The sequence below is a fragment of the Brevibacillus sp. SKDU10 genome (assembly GCF_001645205.1).
GTDB classification, from domain to species: Bacteria; Bacillota; Bacilli; order Brevibacillales; family Brevibacillaceae; genus Brevibacillus_B; species Brevibacillus_B halotolerans.
This window is the reverse complement of the sequence record NZ_LSSO01000158.1, coordinates 1-18,234: the sequence shown is the minus strand read 5'-3', so window position 1 is coordinate 18,234 and position 18,234 is coordinate 1. Positions and strand designations below refer to the sequence as shown.

Here is an 18,234-nt window from a genome sequence, read left to right as displayed (position 1 = left end):
ACAATATATGTATAATTAAATTATAAGATGATTGAAAAGTTAAAAGTGTTAGTTTTATTCTAGCGTAAAAAAGGAGATGAGTAATGAGCGAAAATTGCAGCATTTTGTCTATTTTGCAAACAATGAATTGGAAAGCCCCGAACAAACAATCATGAGTGAAGCGTTCAAAATTGATTTAGGAGGGACTACTAGAATGTTTACAAAAATGAGTCTCGTGCGAGGAGAGAGGGAGCAACATTCACCTGACCAACAAGCCCTTGAGTTGACGAATGCAGAAAAATCTCTTTGGATCGCACATCAGATGAATCCAGCGTCATGCAATGAACCGCTTGGAATTAAATTGAAAGGGGAAGTTTCTCTAATCCTCTTGCAGGAAGCTTTAGATCGAATTGTTCAACGACATCCAGCTTTGCGTATGATCTTTATTTGTCAGGATGGGGAGAATCCGCAAAAACTAATTTTGCCTCAAGTGAATGTTCCAATCACTCCACACGATTTTACAGCGATTCCGCCGATAGAAAAAGAAAATATGATCCAGGACACTTTAGAACTTTTACGTATAGAGCCATTTTCGTTGGAGGAAGGACCATTATTACGCCCTCATTTACTTAAAATAAGTGATGAAGAATATCTATTTTATGTTGTTTTCCACCATATCATTTATGATGGCTGGAGCTCTGGCATCTTTTTGCGAGAACTATCCGCCTTCTATACAGCTTTAAAAAAGAAGGAACAAATTGCTCAGGACAAGCAGGACGATACAGTAATTGCTAAGCTGATACAAGCTACTGAAATAGGAGCATTAGCTCATCAGGAATCCGATACATACTGGGCAAATAAGATGCAAGGCTCTATTCCTTACGTGGGATTTTCCTCAGATCATTCTCCTGCTAAAGGCTTGACCTATCAAGGAGATTACATAAGCTGTATCATTGACTCGGCATTGATGCGGAAAGTTGAAAAATTTTCAACAGACATGCAGATAAGTGTGTATCGTGTTATGCTAACGGCTTATTTTATCCTTTTGCATCAAATGACTTTGGAAGAAGATATCGTGGTTGGTATGCCTGTGAATCTGAGACCTAGAAAAGGCTTTGAGGAAATTTTTGGCTATTATATTAATACTCTTCCTATCCGTCTTTCTTTAGCTGATGTGCAAGGTTATAATCAATTGCTCAAGCAAGTTGATCAACATGTTAGAGAGGCCTTGCAGCATCAACATTATCGAAGTGAATCTCTGATCGAAAACACCGATTCAACTGAAAAGGGAGATAGACCGATCGTCTCTACGGTATTTAATATGGTAGGTCTTCCTACAATCGAATTTGAAGGAATTGAAGCAGAGGTAACTTATCAATTTAAACGTACCACTCTTTTTGATATTGTATGGCGAGTAGTTAAAAGCGAAGAGAAGCAATATATGATAGAGATAGATTTTAATACGGACTTATATCATTCGAATACAATTGAAAATCTACTTCAACGCTATATTCATGTATTAGAAACCTTACTTCAAAATCCCGAAGCATCACTACATACATTGCCATTCCTTATTGAACAGGATTATGAAATTTATGAGAAAATAAATCGTAATAATTTGGATTTTCCGACTGCAAAAACATTGGATCAGCTTATCGATGATCAAGCTTCTCAATTCCCAGACTGCCTAGCCATTACTATGGGAGAGGAAGCTATTACTTATAAACAATTGCAGGATCGGACTAATCAGCTTGCTCATTATCTTCTTCAACATCATCTGAAGAAAAGTGAGCGGGTTGCGTTATTAATGGATCGTCATATTGACACTATTATCGCCATGATAGCGATCTTAAAGGCAGGTGGAGCCTATGTTCCTATTGATCCAGATTTTCCTGCCGAGCGTATACAGTATATGGTTGCGGATAGCGAAGCAACCCATCTCATTACTAGAAAGAAATGGGCTCATAAGCTTCCAAATGATTCTGGATGCTGTTTATTGTGGGAAGAGATTCCTACAGATCTTCCTGTTGATTCAGTTGAAGCGTGCCATACTCCCGAGGATATTGCTTATATGATCTATACCTCAGGCTCGACAGGTAATCCAAAGGGTGTATTATTGTCCCATATTGGGGTTGTAAACTTAATTTATTCCTTAAAGGATAAGTACAAATTTACAGAAAAAGATGTTTATTTACAGTTTGCTTCCCTTATTTTTGATGCCTCTGTGTGGGAGATTTACTCTAGCCTATTATGTGGTGGAAGACTTCACCTGCTTTCAGACCTAGATCGAACATCTCCAGAAAATTTTGTCCTAACCGTAAACAGCACCAAAGCAAATTATTGTGTTCTTCCTGTCATTTACTTTAAACAGCTATCGCAACTGCCTAAGGAGACTTTAGAGCAATTACACTCGCTGAAAGCTATTTTTATTGGCGGTGAAACCTTATCCCCAGAAGCAGTACGCATGTGGCAGCGTAAGGTAGGAAAGAGGATTCTAATCGCTAACGCTTATGGGCCTACAGAGGCTACCGTTTGTAAAACGATCTTTGATCTTACAGAAATGCTGCCAGAGGAGCAACAGAGCATCCCAATAGGTAAGCCTTTGGCAAACAGTGAAATCTTTATTTTGAATAAACACGGCATGCTCTGCCCGATAAATGTCCCAGGAGAAATCATTCTTGGAGGCGTAGGATTAGCAAAGGGATATTTAAATCAAGCCGAACAAACAAAGGCGGCTTTTGTTTCACTTGCTCTTCCTAACCAACCTGAGAAAAGGTTTTATCGCACCGGGGATATAGGGCGTATTCTACCAGATGGCAACTTGGAATTTATGGGGCGCATGGATCATCAGGTAAAAATTAGAGGCTATCGAATAGAGCTAGACGAAATTGAAACCGTATTATTACAGCATCCTAAGGTAAAGGATTCGGCTATTGTTGTCTATAAGGATGATCATGATCGTTCTAGATTAGTAGCCTTTTATATGGCTGCTGATTCTGATGAAGACATACCAGTGGAAGAATTAGTAACCTATCTGAATCAAAGGCTACCTGTATATATGGTACCGGAGCATTTCTATACTCTGTCATCAATGCCTCTCTCACCTAGTGGAAAAGTGGATCGTAAGTCATTAGCTCAACAAGCTAGATCACTTATGACCACGGAGAGTAGAATATATATATCACCCAATACCCCTACAGAAAAAGCTGTAGTAAAAATATGGGAGAAAGTGCTTCAAATAGAAGAAGCGAAAATCAGCATTAAGGATGACTTTTTTGCACTAGGAGGTCACTCATTAATAGCTATTAAGGTAATCAATCAGGTACAAAAGCAAGTAGAAGCTAAAATCGAGCTCAAGGATTTATTCCGGTATCGCACGGTAGAACGCCTGGCAGTATTTATCGACGAGCAGGCTACTACAAATACTGCTTATCAAGTAAGCAAGGATATAGATAGATTGCCGCACGTTATTGAACAAGAGCATTATACATTATCGAATGCCCAAAAAAGGCTATGGTTCTTGGAAAAATGGAATAATAGTTTAGGCGTGTACCATGTTCCGTTACAGTTGAAATTCAAACCGGGCCTTGATCCTGATTTGTTCAGACAAGCTCTAGAAATATTGATCAATCGACATGAGATCCTGCGTACTACATTTGTGGAATTCCAGGGTGAACCTAGACAGGTTATACACAATACTTTTGAGTTAGCATTTTATCATAAGGACTTGTCTCATTTAAACGAAGAACAACAGAAAGCCTTAATCGAAGAAGAGATAAGAAATGATATGAAAGAGCCATTTGATTTGTCTAATGGACCTTTATTTAGAATCTCGTTATATTCGCTTTCGGATGAGCTAAGCCATCTCTATTTAAATTTTCATCACCTCATCACGGATGAATGGAGTATACAGCTACTTCTGCAAGAATGCATGGAGGTTTATCAGGCTCAGGAACAAGGGAAGAAACCAAGCTTACAGCCTATTGAGCGTCGATATATTGATTATGCAGAATGGCAGGAACAAAAGCTTAAAGAGGGCTATTGGAAAGCGGAAGAGGCATACTGGCTTGAACAGCTAAGAGGACCTTTGCCGGTTCTAGAACTGCCTCTGGATTTCATTCGACCTAAGGAACAGACCTTTGAGGGCGAAACCATTGAGTTTCCTCTTACTAAAAAGCTCACTCAGCAGTTAAAAGAAGTAGGCAAAGCTGAAAGCGTTACGATGAATATGCTATTATTGTCTGCTTATTTCAAACTATTAAGCCATTTCTCTGGACAAGAGGATATCATTGTAGGAACCCCTATCGCTGGGCGAATACATGAATCGTTAGAGCATATTCAAGGCTTTTTTGTAAATACATTAGCTATCCGGATGAATTTCCAAGGTGTGGATACCTTGCACCAGCTTATCCAAAAGGTAAAGGAGACCACCTTAGCAGCTTATCATCACCAGGCGTATCCTTTTGATAGTCTAATAGAGCTAATCAATCCTGATCGAATGGAAAATCAAACCCCTATCTTTTCAACGATGTTTACCTACGAAAATAATCTGAATCTACAGCAGGGTGACTATCAATTAGAAGTGCTCCCATGCGATATCAATACGAGTAAATTTGATCTTTCTCTAGTCGTATATGAGAAGAATCAACAATTACATCTAGCGTTTGAATATAACAAGGATTTATTTACACAAGCTACCATTTCTCGATTTGCTGGTAGCTTGGAGAAAATCCTGGAAGCATTCATCAACCAGCGTCTGTCTGCACCATATCTGCTGGATTTATTGACAGATGAGGAGAAACAACTGTATCAGGAAGTAAACGGTACAAAAGCTGCATTCCCTTTTGAGCAAACGATTCAGGAACGATTTTATGAGCAAGCAAGCAAGTATCCTAGTAAAATCGCAATTTCAATGGGAGAGCAGTCTCTCACTTATGAAGAGGTAAACCACGCATCCAATCAGGTAGCTCATTATTTACGTTTTACCGGGATGAGACCGCAAGAGAAGGTAGCTATATTACTTGATAGAAGCATTGAGAGCATTATTGCTATGTTAGGTATCTTAAAGGCAGGAGGAGCTTATGTTCCGATTGATACGGGCTATCCAAAGGATCGTATTGAATATATCTTAGAAGATAGTCAAACCTCGTACATGATTACAAGAGATGCTCACATGAAGGGATTATCACGTTATACAGGTGTCGTTGTGCGCATGGAAGATGTGTATGAACTTGGACAAACCAATCATGTGGAAACCTTAAATACTGCAGAGGATATAGCTTACGTCATTTATACATCTGGCTCGACTGGGAAACCAAAGGGCACATTACTGCGTCATCGCGGGGTTCTTAATCTGATTCAATGGAGGAAGGATCAATTTCAGGTAAATTGCGAGGATACTTTTGTTCAGTTTGCTTCCTTTAGCTTTGACACCTCTGTTTCTGAGATCTTTTCAGCCTTGTTGCATGGAGCTAGATTACACATTTTATCTGAAGATGAGAGATTTTCTGTCAGTGCCTATGCTCTTGCAGTTCAAAAGGTTCAGGCTACAATCACGGATGTGCCAATCGTATTTTTCCATAACTTAATTGCTTCCCTGAGTAATACAGAAGCAGAAATGGTAAAAACGCTGCGTATGATGATGGTTGGAGGAGAAGCTCTCCCTGCTGAATCTGTACGAGCATGGCATAATAGATTTGGTCAGCAGACGTTGATTATTAACGAGTACGGCCCAACTGAGGCTACTGTTTCTGCAACGTTTTATCCAATTCATCAGATCGAGCCTGAGCAAAAAAATGTTCCGATTGGAAAGCCGCTTGCCAATACCAAGATTCACATTCTCCATTCTCAAAAAACGCCGTGCCCAATTGGAGCAATTGGTGAGATTTATATCGAGAGTGTTGGACTTTCACCAGGGTATTGGAATCAAGAGAAGAAAAATGAAGAAGTATTTATCTCAAATCCATTTACTCATGAGTTTGCAGATAGACTATATCGCACAGGTGATTTAGCTAGATGGTTACCTGACGGCAATATTGAATTCGTTGGCAGAAGAGATGATCAAATTAAAATCAGGGGTTACCGTGTAGAATTAGGTGAAATAGAAGAAACGCTTTTACAGCATCCTTTGATTCATCAATCTGTTGTGCTGGCAGTAGATTCTGGAGCAGAGAAAGTTCTTGTTTCCTATTACACTACGAATAGTCAACAAGAAATCCAAGCCAGCGAGTTAAATTCCTATTTATCTGGAACGCTTCCAGAATATATGCTTCCAAGGCACTATATTCATCTGGAGGAACTACCGTTAACTCCAAATGGTAAAGTCGATCGAAAAAGCTTGATGCAGAACTCCCCACATTTCGTGAAAAAAGAAAGAAGCTTTACTAAGCCTGAGACGGAGTTGCAAATAGAAATTGCGCAAATTTGGGAACAGGTATTGGATGTGAAGCCTGTTGGACTAGAGGATGATTTTTTTGAGTTAGGTGGACACTCCTTAAAAATCATGCCTGTTCTGGTACAATTAAAGCCTAAATATCCGAAGATTCGAATTCAGGATTTTTTCAAATTCCGTACAGTAGCTAAGCTTGCTCAGTATTTAGAAAAAAAGCAAGAACAAAGCACACAAAGTACACAAACCGTAGAGCAATCTCCAATAGCTACCAAACCTGTAACGAATCAGATACAGAAAAAACGCGAAACAGTGTCCAACATCACTGTAAATGTACCAAAAGGAGTTTTTCTTACAGGTGCTACGGGTTTCTTAGGTGCCTATATTCTAAAGGAATTGCTTGAAATACCTTCAATTCCTATCCACTGTCTCGTACGTAAAACGGGCGATGTCTCGATTGATAGAAAACTAGAGGAAAAAATGGTGTTCTATTTTGGACAAGACGTTCTATCGCAAATGAAGGGTAGAGTTTTCACGGTGGAAGGTGACTTAAGCAGCAAGGGACTAGGGATGGATTCTTTGGTATCGGATCATTTAGCAGGAAAGATTGATTCGGTTATTCACTGTGGAGGAGAGGTAAGACATTATGGAGATCGTGAGCATTTTCATAAAGTAAATCTTGATTCTACAAATGAACTAATTCAACTATCGAAAAAATTAAAAGCGCGGTTCCATTATATTTCCACATTAAGCGTGGTTGGGCACTCTATCCACGATCCAGCAGAATTTATGTTTTATGAAACCGATTTTGACCGTGGTCAAGAAATAGAAAATGTCTATGTCGAAAGTAAGTTTTTATCAGAGAAAAGTGTAAGACAAGCGATGGAAGAGGGATTGGATGCAACCATTTACCGAGTAGGTAATCTGGTTGGACATTCTGTGACAGGTAAGTTTCAATATAACATTCATGAAAATGCATTTTATCGCTTGCTGAAAGCCATCTTCTTATTACGAGTTGCGCCTTCAATACCTGGCTACATGGATTTAACGCCTATTGATTATGGAAGCAAGGCTATTGTACAGCTTTCGTGCCAGCTAGAGACAATCGGTGAGACGCTGCACATATGTAATCCGGCTCAAATTACCTGGGAGGATTTTATTCGTAATATACAACAAGCAGGATATCCGGTTTCTCTCATTCAGGCGGAGGAGTATATTCAGACTCTTTATCAGGGAGATCTTTCTGACGAGCAACAGCAGGCATTAGAGTTGATCCTGCCTTCATTGGAAGCTAGTGAAGGCATGTCTATTTCGATACCTGATTGTGCGCTTGCACAAGAATTTTTACAAAATACCGCCGTTGTTTGTCCAAAACCGACAGAACAACTTATAAGAGGTATGATCGAATATGCTGTAGAAGTAGACTTTTTTCCTGCAATACAGGAGACTATCTTAAAGTAGCAGTAGCATAGTCATTTTTTACGGCCAATAAAAAGCGTGTAGACCTTTGTATCTGAGGGTGTCTACACGCTAAAGGCTTATCCATTTGTCAGAAAAAGGATAAGCCTTTCTTTTTCTCTATAAATAGAGATTAGGCTCCACGGCAAAATCGAAGTCCTCAATATCATAAAATTGAATTGGAATCACATATTCCAGCAAACGATCCTGCCATTCGGTTTGATCAGTAATCAGAGGAACGTCCCATTTCATGGCTGTTAAAATTAATTCTGTTTCAATGGGGTCAAAAATCTCTCCCCACATGGCGGTATCCTCCGCTTTTACAATGGTAAAGTGAACCGTATCACTATGTTCAAAGGTAACAGTAGACCATGGTGCTACCAATGATTTTTCCATCATTTTACGTCGAAACGGATTGTTGAAATATTGGATCATGTCACCAATAATTTCCCTTACCCGTTGCTCTTCTTCCGGGTCATGCATGATGGGACTAGAATTTCCGATAAATTCGTCCAGTTCACGGAGAGTAGAAGAAGGGATGAGGTATTCGACAGGCTCGCTTGGCACTAGTAAATTACCATATATAGCTAGCATGATGGCTTCAATCACAAATGGTTTCTTCACTTTTGTCTCCTCCTCCTTACTCATCCATCATACTGAAAAGGATGCTTGACAACAAGTGGAGTTACTCGTATGATGACAATATAAAACTTAAAAGAACGCAACTCTCAGTCAAAGGGGAGTAGCTTTTACAGCAAAGTCGTCATTACAGGATGTATATCCTCGGCTTTGTTGGCAACGGACCGTTGTTAGCAAGACCTTTGCCTATGTACAGGATATGTACGTAGGTAAAGGTCTTTTTTGTTGTCAATCATGATGTTTTCATGAAGAACCAGCAAAAGATCAAAGTAAGGCGTTCAAGGGTAAGATGAGCCCACGGAGGGCAGGGAGGGAAGAAATTATGTTTGAGACAGAATTTATTATTCAGTTACTAATGATCATTGCTATTGATATTTTGCTTGGTGGAGACAATGCAGTAGTCATTGCCATGGCAAGCCGAAACCTGCCGCTGGAGCAAAAGAAAAAGGCGATTTTCTGGGGAACAGGGTTAGCTGTAGTTGTTCGTGTAATTGCAACGATTGCAGCAGCGTATTTGTTACAAATTCCATTCTTATTTGTTATCGGAGGTCTCTTGCTGGTTTGGATTTCTTATAATCTATTGGTGGAAGATGGGCATGAAAAGGACATCAAAGCTGGAGATTCGTTAATGGCAGCGATTCGAACTATTGTGATTGCTGATGTAACAATGGGAATTGATAACGTTGTAGCAATTGCCGGTACTGCTCATGGTAATATGGTGCTCATTATTATTGGCTTACTAATTAGCGTACCAATCATGGTATGGGGAAGCACATTAATCCTCAAGGCGATGGATCGCTATGCATGGATTCCTTATGTAGGGGCAGGAATTCTAGCCTTAGCAGCAGCTAAAATGATTACGCATGAGGCTCATCTACAACCGTTCTTCGATGCTAATCCTTGGATAAGCTATCTACTGAAAGGTGTTATTATTGTAGGGGTAATCGTAGCTGGTTACTGGCAACGTAATCGGATGGCGAAAAAAGCCATGGCTAACCAACTTATGCATGAGGAAAAAAACTCTCATCATGAAGTAAATATCGGATCGTAAAAAGAATGTACGATCGTAAAAAGTAGCCACAGGAGCAGTCATGCTCCGTGGCTTTTTTATTTTTTGAAAAAGGGAGTGTTGTCTAGGGTTTCCGAGCCTGAGCCTGCCATTCACTGCGTAAAATCCCCATTTTTATAGAATCATAATATGCACCACGGACGATTCTTGCTTGTCGTATTCGCCCTTCCTCTTGCATCCCGCATTTTTGGGCTAGACGCATCATCCGTTCGTTGCCTGACCATGTCGAGATTCCGAGACGAACCACATCCATTTCGGTAAACAAATAATCAATCCACGATTGAAAAGCAACGGTTCCGTAACCGCCAGACCAATAAGATGAATCATAAATGACAATGCCTATCTCGCACCAATTAGTCGCTTTGTCTACCCAGTAACGACCTACCGTACCTTTTAGCTCTCCATTGATTTCAATCACTAGATTCCTGCGGGGAATAGTTGTGTTTACTAGGAGCAAATCCTCATGATACCGTTTTTCATATTCCTCTACAGGTACATAGACAACAGGCTGATAGGGTCCATTCCAATTTTGAAACTCCCGGTCAATAGCCTCGTAGTTATAGTGCCAGATGAGGGGGATATCCTCTGGTTGAAGATCACGAAGAATAATATGTTGGAGGGCAGGATTTTTTATTTGTACATACATGTTTGTACCTCCTATCCAGCATTCGGAAAAATATTTTTGCAAAAGTGATAATCTTTTATCATTATAAGGTAGAGAGCTAATAGAGCAAAGTCAAAAAAAATACCGGCTTATGCCGGACCTGAATGAAGACAAAGGTCTTTACTCTGAAATTACACGATGGTTGTTACTGCGAGTAAACCAGCGAAAAGGATTAAGTGACCATCTGCTTTCATAGCGGTTAGAGCGTTGCTTACGACGTGTCAGGCGTTGATGCATGAGATCCATTTCAAACGTCACACGGCGCATTTCCAAACGAAGAGCCTCTTGTTTATCTTCAATTTCAGCGATTTTTTCTAATATAGAAGCCTGCAACTGTGGCAGAGTGGATAGTTGACTTATTTCTTTTTGGAATTGAAGAAGTGTATCCTGTACGGTTATTTCAACCTCTCGAAGGGCGTTTGTAAGAGGCTGACTAGGTAATGCTTTCGATCCGCTAACCTGTGTCTCCCCGTTTGCTGCTACTTCATTATCTAAGATTTCAACAGGAAGGATGCCTTCTTCCAGCATGTCCCGTTGAATCTCTTTTAGGGAGCTGTTCCCGGAATCTTTGCGTTTTTTTGCCTCTTGCAGCAGCGTGAAACCATCTGTGCTAATTAAATAATGTCCTTGTGGATTTTTTTGTCGTTGGCTTGTCGGTACGAATAAGTCTAGCCAATTACGCAAGGTGCGAACATGCAGGTCTAACTTTTCCGCTACTTCTTTAGAAGCCATCCAAGTATGCAGCATTTGCTTCATGTGATCACTCTCCAATCGTAATTCCTCAAAGCAGATTTTAGACATTTGTGACCAGCCTAATACAACAGGACAAAGACAAAAACAAAGACGTGCTGAATAGATGTTGGTTCCATTTTCTACAGGTATTATAGCACCTATTTTTCCCGGAAAAAGGCAATCGACAAAGGTTCTAAAAACTAGTGATCTTTCGGCGAATTTGGACAAGTATAGGGATGGATGTCTAGCTTTGACAAGAACAGAGGAGCATAACTATCTATCAATACGCGTAAAATGAATCAGATCAACAGTTTGTCCGATTGTGGATAAGGAAGGCAGGGCATGAAATAATGTGGCATCCTCCAATATCAATTCTGTTGTTACTGGTTTGCGCTGCTAGTTTGCTTGGTAGTTTTACCATCTGTTTTCGCAAAAAGTGGTCTGAGCAGGCATTATTTGTGATGATTAGCCTAGGAGGCGGCATTTTACTGAGTTTAACCGTTTTGGACCTTCTGCCACATGCAATGGGAGATGATGCACATCAATTTCTGCCACTGGTATTGGTAGGCTTTATGCTACTATTCCTACTAGAAAGCATTCGACACGACCAAGGAAGGCCGCATACGAATAACCTGATCGGTATAAGCTTTGGATTTTTTATGCATGCCTTTTTTGAAGGTTTTTCGATCGCAGCAGGATTGGATAAGGATGCAGGCCTTGCTTTTCCATTACTCATAGCGCTTATCCTGCACCGATTGCCTGATGGAATTACGGTATCCTCGCTATTGCTAGCAGCTACAGGAAAACGTGGAATGGCCTTGCTTGGGGGACTTGGGTTATGTGGGGCTACCATTCTTGGAGCCATGACCTTGCGTCTGGCCGGACATTGGATTTCCGAAGCATGGACGAGTGCGGGACTAGCTTTGTCAGCAGGGGTATTTTTATATGTAGCAGCGAGTCACTTGGTCCCTCTGATACAAAACCGAAATTATCCTAAATTAAGCCTTTATTTTTGTGTATCTATGCTACTTTACATGGTTTTTTCACTCTTTTTTCATACACATACTCACTAAATGACTAATCAAACTACTAGCGATAACTCGTAGAACAAGCTAATATAAGTTATAATGTTTGGAGTATGTTGGGAAAGAAAGGGGTTTTTACATATGAATTTATTGCAAGGTAAAAATATTTTGGTTATGGGTGTAGCGAATCATCGCAGTATCGCGTGGGGAATTGCCCAGTCCTTGTCGAAAGCGGGAGCGAACCTGATTTTCACGTATCAGGGAGAGCGATTGAAAAAAAATGTAGAGGATTTGGCTGCAACGCTGGATCAGCCTGAGCAACTATTGTACAACTGCGATGTAACCAAGGATGAAGAGGTAGCAGCATTATTCCAATCTATTAAAGAAAAAGTAGGAGTATTGCATGGCATCGCTCACTGTATCGCATTTGCTAAAGGGGAAGATCTAAGCGGTGAATTCGTTGATACCTCCCGTGATGGATTTGCGTTAGCACATGACATCAGTGCGTTTTCTCTGGTAGCGGTAGCTCGCGAAGCTCGTCCGTTAATGACAGAGGGCGGTAGTATTGTTACGTTGACATATCTTGGCGGTGAGCGTGTAGTCTCCAATTACAACGTGATGGGTGTAGCAAAAGCGGCTCTCGATATGAGTGTACGTTATTTGGCAAGTGATCTTGGCAAAGATAACATTCGCGTAAATGCGATCTCTGCTGGTCCGATCCGTACATTAGCTGCAAAAGGTATTAGCGGCTTTAATGCGATCATCAAAGAAATTGAAGAAAAGGCTCCTTTACGTCGTACGATTGATCAAACAGAAGTAGGCGACACTGCTTTATTCTTAATGAGCCATATGTCTCGCGGCATTACTGGTGAAGTACTACATGTTGACGCTGGCTACAATATCATCGGTCGTTAAGCTAGACCACTAAAAGAACCCCCTATGGATTGCCGTGAAAGTAAAGTTCAGTTCTGCGCTTAGAACGAAACCTTATGACGGCATGCATAGGGGGTATTCTTTATCGTACATGGTTCTATTCTGGTTCTTTTTTTCCTCGCCCCATCTCCGAAACAAAGCGGGACATACGTGTTTTACGACCGAATCTCTCAGTAGGTACACCAATAAATAAATCATGTCTTGCTCGTGTAACAGCTACGTACATGAGGCGACGCTCTTCCTCGATAGCGTCCTTGTTTCCTTGGCGTGCTTGATCCATAGCAAAATCATGAGGGATTGCCCCTTCTACCACATCCACTAAGAAGACCGTATCGAATTCTAAGCCCTTTGCTCGATGAATACTTAGCATCTGTACGGCATTGTGATTGTTTTGTGGCTGCTTGCGCCATTCAGCTTCCTTTTTTACCATCTCATCAATATAAATGAGGAAATCTCGAATGCTAGTATGACGTTTCGCTGACACCAATAACTGACGCAATTCATCTGTGGAGCGTTCCTGATCCCGTTCTGGTCGATCTTTATCACGCTTTTTTACGTAATCACGTAGCTTAAGGTCCTCATAGATCGTTTCAAGTGCATGAACGGGAGTAGCGTTATATAAGCTATGTAGCGTATCTATTACTTTACGCATTTGCGCCCGTTGAAAGGTTTTTAGATGGGTTAATTCGGGAAGCACGGTTAACTGTGAACAATTATTTAAGATCGACTGACTTCGAATATCGTTCCAAACGGTTGGTGATAGATAAAGAGTAGGCAGTATTTCTCGCAGCGCCGATTCATTTTCACGATCTACCACCAGTCGAAGGTAACCGAGTGCCCAGCGAACCACTTGCTTGGTATAGAAAGGCTCATCCTCTCGTGTAAAGGAGAACGGAATATCTGCCTCGCTCAGACGTTCTAGTAAAGGACGTGTAGACTCGTAGGTACGAAACAACAGCGCAAATTGGTGAGGCTCAGCTCCATTTTCTATGCGCAGCTTAATTTCATCCACGATCCTGGATGCTTGTTCCTCTTCATCCGCTGGCTGGAAGAGGTAGCAAGAGCCTTCTTCCCGGTGAAATGACTTTAGTTCCTTTTTCCAGCGAGTACGATTGTTCCCGATCAGGGAATAGCCAAGACCCACGATAGAAGAGCGAGAACGATAGTTTACTTCTAATGAAATAGTCTTTGCATTAGGATAGTCAGCGGTAAAACCAAGAATATAGCGTGGGTCACTTCCTCGAAAGCCATAAATAGACTGATCATCGTCTCCGATTACGCAGAGATTGTTTTCAGGAGCAGCCAGTAACTTTACTGTTTCATATTGAACGCGGTTAATATCTTGGAACTCATCAATCATAATGTATCGGATGCGTCCCTGATACAACGACAAGATATGCGAATCGTCTTTTAGCATTTCATAACAGCCAATTAGCATATCATCAAAGTCAAACCAACCGTGCTGTTTTTTTAGCTTTTCGTAGAGAGGATATAGTTCCTGTGCTTGCTTTTCTTCCGGACTGTCCACTGACAATAGCTGGGCATCGGAAGTGGTGATATATTCATTTTTCCAACGGCTTATGATACTCAAGACTGCCTCGAAATCCGACTCCTTGACTATCGGATTCTCCATCTGTGCAATAGCGCCAGTTTCACGTAAAAATTTACGCTTTTGCCATTCTTGCTTTAACAAACGTTGCTGATCCCAGCGTTCAGGCTGATGAAATAATAGCATTCGGTAAAATAAGCTATGGAAGGTACCTGCAATCAAAGCTGATGCCTGATGAGAAGGCAAAGATTTCATTAAACGATGTTTAATTTCTCCGGCTGCTTTGGTAGTAAAGGTGACCACCATGATAGAGCGTGGGTCAATATTCAGCTTTGTAATTAAATGGGCAGTACGGGCAGTCATAACACGAGTTTTGCCACTGCCAGCGCCTGCGAGAATTAATAAGGGCCCCTCGGTACAAGTAACAGCCTGCTCTTGTGCAGGATGTAGATCTGAATGATAACGTTCTTCCAATACCTGTGTGCGTTGTTTTGGTGCAATCAGGGTACGGAAGCTTTTAACAGGTGTAGCGGGCGCCTGTGTCACAGCCGTTGCTGGAGATGTAATGCTGCGTCCTTTAGGTAACCGAAAACCACCGACTATTGAATCATTGGATTGATCGTGATTAGCAGAGGCTTGTACAGATTCCAAACCTGATGCTGATGTAGACTGTTTTGCTTTAGCTGTACTATTGCTGCTTGCAGCTGCTAATTCTGTCGTGACCAACGCTTGTTGTAAGTAGCTATCCAGTTCGTCTAGTGAACAGGGAGCATTATGTACATGAGTAAAAAATGGCTTACGGCTTATGCCAGCAACGATCTGAACAGGTTGTCCACAAACAGGGCATGAGAGTTCCCCTTGCTTCGCATACATGCGCCAAGTGGGAATCTTTGCATAGTTGTCTTTGCGTAACAAAAGCAACTCATCATTGTACTTGGCAATATTCAATATATATTCACTCCTATACAAACGGAAATGTCCCTCAATGATAGAGGGACATTCCAGTTATCAGGCTTGCAATAGGATATCGCCAGACGAATCTTCTTGTGCTGGCTCTACTTCAAGCTGTTCAATGGCAATTCTATTTATTCGGTGGTTATCGAATTCTGTAATCGTAAACTTAAAGCTATTATAGAGAACAGACTTTCCAGCCGTCACTTCTTCACTTAATTGGCTGTATACCCAACCTGCAATTGTATCCACATCATCGGAAACCAGCTCGATCGGCAAGATATCATTCAAGTCGGTAAGCAATGTTTTACCAGATACTGATAAAATATTTTCCGCTTTGGTCTCGATCTCAGGACGCTCAAATGCATCAAATTCATCCTGAATTTCGCCTACGATCTCTTCTAGGATATCCTCCATGGTAATGAATCCGGCAGTACCACCATATTCATCAATGACGATCGCGATCTGTGAACGGCGCTTTTGCATCAGTCGCAGAACGTGGCTCACTTCCATGGACTCTGGCACCGTTAGGATAGGACGCAAAAAGTCATGCAAATTAGCTTTTCCTTCTGTGAGAGCTGCTAGATAGAAGTCTGAAGTATGCACAAAACCAATGATTCTGTCTTTGTCGTTATGAGCGACAGGAAAACGCGTATGGCGTTGATCACGAATCATTTGCAGGTTTTCTTCAAAGGTATTGTCATCATATAAGCAGATCATGTCAATTCGTGGAATCATGATTTCACGTGCAAGACGTTCGGAGAAATCAAAAACATTATCCACAAGCTCCATTTCTTCGACATCAATGTGACCGCTTTTGTGACTTTCATTTACCAACAAACGAATTTCTTCTTCTGTATGGGCCGTCTCATTTTCAGAGACTGGCTGAATGCCCAAACGGCGCAATAAAAAGGTTGCTGCACCATTCAGTACCCAAATGATTGGATAACTGATTTTGTAGAAGAACATGAGCGGAGCAGCCACCAGTAGTGAGGTTGATTCCGCTTTTTGGATGGCGACCGACTTTGGAGCCAATTCTCCAAGAACGATGTGCAAAAAAGTAATAATACCGAATGCAATCGCAATGGAAATAGAGTGTAAAAGAGCCTCAGACGCAATCCAGTGACCAAGGAGTGGTTTGACAATCAAATTGCCTATCACTGGTTCCCCGACCCAGCCAAGTGCCAAGGACGCGAGTGTAATCCCCAATTGGCAAGCGGATAAATAAGCGTCTAGTTGTTGTGTTACCTTTTGCGCGTAAACGGCGCTTTTGCTACCTTCGTTAACCAATTGGGTTAAGCGCGTTTGACGCACTTTTACCAAGGAAAACTCGGCTGCAACGAAAAATCCGTTTAAAAGAACCAACAGGATAGCTACAAATACTTGGCCTGCTATTAACAGTAGGTTCGACGGATCTATCGGTATACTGTCCAAATGGTTTCTCCACCTTCTAGCTTGTAGAAAGGGAGAACTCACCTCCATCTTTCGTTGAATTTATATATGATGTTGTAGATTATGAACGTTTGGACAAAAGATGACATATTTATATGCCAAGGATAATAGAAAGTTTATATAGTTTACACATTAGTATACCAGCAGGAGAATTGGATAGTCAAAACCAGATATCTCTAATCTTGGCAGGAAAAAGCTGCAAGCATCGCTGTGGCTCCTTTTTTCTGGAAATCATGCATGTATTCATTCATTCTGCCCCATTTTTATGCATGAAAAGCAGATGCTCCAGCTATAGTGAGCAAAAACCCGAAATGCCTGTAGAGTGTGTTAGCACTGGCATTGTGATAGCAGGGAACAGATCAGGACTGACTGATGTAGTCTTGGATATACCACGGTAAAAAAGCAAAGAAAGGGTTGGACGAATTGTCACAGCCCTTGTATGGCATTATATATTCACATGCAGTTCAATTTGGGGCAAGCATGATTGGCAGCAATGCCCTTATTTAATATTGCTTACGCCAGCTTTATAAAGGAGCTATTATTCGAAAACGAACGGTTAGAACCTATTTACCTACATATAGGGTCAATTGCATACCTGAACTGTGTAAGAAATGAAAGAGGTTACCTACAGATTTGTAAAAAGGAAGATTACCATACAAAATAAGTCTAGCTAGGTACTTCGTATGATTTCTGGAGATTGGACTGGTCTTTTCCACATGGAAGGCTTGAGTATTCTTTCGTAGGAAATCAATTTGGTATACTACTGCATATTTGCTTGATAAAATAGATGTGAAATGTGCTAAAAATCCCCCCGCCTATGTAGAGTGAAATTCGTTTATGTTATGATAAAAGAGCTGGTTTAATGCCTTATTGAGCAGTTTGTTGATGAGGTTTGCTTAGATAATCGGCGATTTCAGCTAATTTATGTTCCGCTGCCGCCTTTATTGCCCGGGGAATCAAGAGATCTTCTTGGGATGGTCGTAAGGTCGTCTTCAATTTTAAATAGGGGGAACCAATTTTTATCGTTTCCTCGTTTTCACGTTCCTTGGGGACTATATGACGGGTGGGAATTTGGAGATTATAGGTCATCCCTGTTGATGAATCGTAGATCATTGCGTTATAGGTGGGTGAATCTTGGCTCTTGCTCCGACGAAAACCTTGCTCTAAAAGCGTCTTTTCTACATACCACAATGGCTGGATCATACCTACTAGAGTGTTACATTCAAGTTGCACGAAGACTCCCTCCTTGCTTACTTTCCGGTTTATAACTTCAGTTATATGTAAGCGCTCATTTTTTCAGACTGCTTTTTCTATAGATTAGGAGCCATTTGGGATTTTATCTATAGAAGTAAGTAAAACCAAGTTTAAGTTTTCTAAAATTGGGGTGATTGATGA

The 18,234-nt window shown here is 41.0% G+C and carries 10 protein-coding genes and 1 riboswitch; of the genes, 4 read left to right on the top strand and 6 right to left on the bottom strand.

The genetic code is table 11. The features are described from left to right. The first annotated feature begins 193 nt into the window (after positions 1 to 193). Complete coding sequence (locus AYJ08_RS12740; protein ID WP_082890942.1) at positions 194 to 7,828, top strand: non-ribosomal peptide synthetase; 7,635 nt, start codon at positions 194 to 196, stop codon at positions 7,826 to 7,828. Positions 7,829 to 7,945: 117 nt separating this feature from the next. Here AYJ08_RS12740 and AYJ08_RS12735 read toward each other — a convergent pair whose 3' ends face one another. After that, entirely contained in the window at positions 7,946 to 8,449 is a 504-nt protein-coding gene (locus AYJ08_RS12735) for a hypothetical protein (protein ID WP_031412348.1), read from the bottom strand. 101 nt (positions 8,450 to 8,550) lie between these two features. Further along, a riboswitch (yybP-ykoY riboswitch) is annotated at positions 8,551 to 8,636 on the top strand. Positions 8,637 to 8,786: 150 nt separating this feature from the next. Between AYJ08_RS12735 and AYJ08_RS12730 the strand changes: the two genes are divergently transcribed. Next, positions 8,787 to 9,515, top strand: coding sequence for a TerC family protein (locus tag AYJ08_RS12730; protein ID WP_064018039.1), 729 nt, complete (start codon positions 8,787 to 8,789; stop codon positions 9,513 to 9,515). Positions 9,516 to 9,597: 82 nt separating this feature from the next. Here the strand turns inward: AYJ08_RS12730 and AYJ08_RS12725 are convergent, their stop codons facing one another. Both AYJ08_RS12725 and AYJ08_RS12720 read right to left on the bottom strand, forming a co-directional pair. Beyond that, a complete protein-coding gene (locus AYJ08_RS12725; RefSeq protein ID WP_064018038.1) occupies positions 9,598 to 10,179 on the bottom strand; it encodes a GNAT family N-acetyltransferase in 582 nt (193 codons plus the stop codon). Positions 10,180 to 10,317: 138 nt separating this feature from the next. Next, complete coding sequence (locus AYJ08_RS12720) at positions 10,318 to 10,953, bottom strand: hypothetical protein (RefSeq protein WP_031412345.1); 636 nt, start codon at positions 10,951 to 10,953, stop codon at positions 10,318 to 10,320. Positions 10,954 to 11,279: 326 nt separating this feature from the next. Here AYJ08_RS12720 and AYJ08_RS12715 point away from each other — a divergent pair, with 326 nt between their 5' ends. Both AYJ08_RS12715 and fabI read left to right on the top strand, forming a co-directional pair. After that, complete coding sequence (locus AYJ08_RS12715) at positions 11,280 to 12,002, top strand: ZIP family metal transporter (RefSeq protein WP_031412344.1); 723 nt, start codon at positions 11,280 to 11,282, stop codon at positions 12,000 to 12,002. Between the two features lie 93 nt (positions 12,003 to 12,095). Then, entirely contained in the window at positions 12,096 to 12,869 is a 774-nt protein-coding gene (fabI, locus tag AYJ08_RS12710; RefSeq protein ID WP_031412343.1) for an enoyl-ACP reductase FabI, read from the top strand. 115 nt (positions 12,870 to 12,984) lie between these two features. Here the strand turns inward: fabI and AYJ08_RS12705 are convergent, their stop codons facing one another. The 3 genes from AYJ08_RS12705 to AYJ08_RS12695 all read right to left on the bottom strand — a co-directional run bounded on the left by AYJ08_RS12705 (position 12,985) and on the right by AYJ08_RS12695 (position 18,072). Then, complete coding sequence (locus AYJ08_RS12705) at positions 12,985 to 15,384, bottom strand: UvrD-helicase domain-containing protein (RefSeq protein ID WP_064018037.1); 2,400 nt, start codon at positions 15,382 to 15,384, stop codon at positions 12,985 to 12,987. Between the two features lie 60 nt (positions 15,385 to 15,444). Beyond that, entirely contained in the window at positions 15,445 to 16,821 is a 1,377-nt protein-coding gene (locus tag AYJ08_RS12700; protein ID WP_031412341.1) for a hemolysin family protein, read from the bottom strand. Positions 16,822 to 17,706: 885 nt separating this feature from the next. Further along, positions 17,707 to 18,072: a hypothetical protein gene (locus AYJ08_RS12695; RefSeq protein WP_064018036.1), complete on the bottom strand. Its 366-nt coding sequence runs from the start codon at positions 18,070 to 18,072 to the stop codon at positions 17,707 to 17,709. Between the last annotated feature and the right edge of the window lie 162 nt (positions 18,073 to 18,234).